At 57.1% G+C, this 1,583-nt stretch carries 1 protein-coding gene and 1 pseudogene; one reads left to right on the forward strand and one right to left on the reverse strand.

Translation table 11 applies throughout. From position 1 onward, the window contains the following. Nucleotides 1-100 precede the first annotated feature (100 nt). Nucleotides 101-326 (reverse strand): annotated as a pseudogene (locus tag ACFFNA_RS36525) (IS481 family transposase); the annotation flags it as partial. Between the two features lie 293 nt (nucleotides 327-619). Between ACFFNA_RS36525 and ACFFNA_RS36530 the strand changes: the two are divergent. Then, nucleotides 620-1,075 carry an iron-sulfur cluster assembly scaffold protein gene (locus tag ACFFNA_RS36530; protein ID WP_378924851.1) on the forward strand — a complete coding sequence of 152 codons (456 nt, stop codon included), beginning with the start codon at nucleotides 620-622 and terminating at the stop codon, nucleotides 1,073-1,075. Nucleotides 1,076-1,583 lie beyond the last annotated feature (508 nt).

Raw genomic sequence — 1,583 nt, forward strand, 5'->3', positions numbered from 1 at the left:
CTGCATAGAAAACTGACCGTCGCACTCGCCCGCAGATTGATGCGATGTCCCTGCTGCGCTCAGTCGAAGCCGAAATATCCAAATTTATGACGCAGTAAGACTAGGTGTGTGGTCCCGGAACGAGGTGGTGCGGCTGACCTTGAAGATTGATGGATCGTTTGTCCATGCATCGCAGATGACCTGAAGGGTGTTCGCCACCGCAGCGCCTTGAGATGTTTGGCGAAGTTGTATGCGGTGACGAAGGCCAGGACATGAGTCTTCAGGCTTTCCAGATCGTCGTAATGGTAGACCTTGACAGTAGCGTCCTTGATCGTGCGGTTCAAGCGTCCGTGTCGGATAGCAAGACAAATTCGCCACAGAGGTAGCCCTGTTCGCCTCGCGTTCCAGTCCATCGACTGAAGTAAAGATGCTCGAAGGCGAGGAGTTCGAAATGTTCGGGCCCCGCGCCAAGTGAGGATTTGCAAGCTTGAGTTCGTCCTGTCCAGCCGCCGCCCCACGCCAAAGTTCTTCAACCGCTGCTGCAAGCTCGCGCACGATCATAAAGCGGCCGCCTGGCACGGTATATGCGACGGTTCTTCTTCGAACGCATTGGTGAGCCATTACAGAAAGGAGCTCCGCCATGGGCGACGATAGGGACAAGGGCGAGCTGGAGACCGTTAATGCGGTAGGCGATGTCAGCGCAATCGCCTTCTGCGACGGGCTCAAATTTATGATTAGCATTGAGGAGAAGAGCGAGACGATCACTGCAGCCAAGTTCCAGTCTTCCGGCTCCAGCGCGACGATCGCTGCCTACTCGGCGTTTGCCGAACTCATCGCTGGCAAGACCGTGGACGAAGCGCTTCAGCTTGCCAATTATGAGATAGCGGGTTTCTTAGGCGACCTGCCTTCACAAGAGATGCACTCCTCAGTCGAGCGCCTCCTGCCGGAGCGCGGCTTTGGTCTCATGAGCGAATTGTTCTGGGCTGTGAAACAAGCCTTCAGGGATACGCCAAGGTTTTCACGCCTCGTCCTCCTTAAGCCTGACTTAGGTGAAGAAGGCTCTGCCGAACACGCGCTCATCCGTCCAATCCGGTAAAATGTTTCATGCTGCCCTTCTCTCGATGACGGCTTGCGGCTGCGCCATGCAGACCACGTTTAACCATCAGCTGCGAAGCGCAGCACCGCAGCACCTTCACCCTATACACCACGCTTTGTCGCCCGAAGGTGAGGCTCAAGCCGAATACCCATCTTGGAATGCCGAGCCGAGCCCCAGCAAAGGAAGGACGGACATGGCAAGAGATAAGTCTTTTACGTCGGTGTCGACATACCGGTTCGGCCGACCGCCAATCGGGTCCGTGCTTGGCTCGGAACCGGGATCATGATAGGCTCAGCGCCTCCACCATCGCCGCCAGCGTGGTCAGCGGAAACCGCAGCCGCCGCCTTGCCGGTGATCTCCAGCTCGATCACTGCTGGTGCGCCCCCGACACCGAATCGGCAACGGGCGGTTCCGTCGCAAACTTTTCGGAAAGGTCATTGCTGCATGACGGCTGCTCCTGCTTTCCGGGAGTTTGTCATGTTCAAGGGCCGCCATTTTGATCGATCCG

The organism is Mesorhizobium kowhaii, assembly GCF_042431665.1.
Taxonomy (GTDB): domain Bacteria; phylum Pseudomonadota; class Alphaproteobacteria; order Rhizobiales; family Rhizobiaceae; genus Mesorhizobium; species Mesorhizobium kowhaii.

Coding starts and splice junctions, on each gene's coding strand:
- ACFFNA_RS36530 (WP_378924851.1), top strand. CDS start 620: ATGGGCGACGATAGGGACAAGGGCGAGCTGGAGACCGTTAATGCGGTA.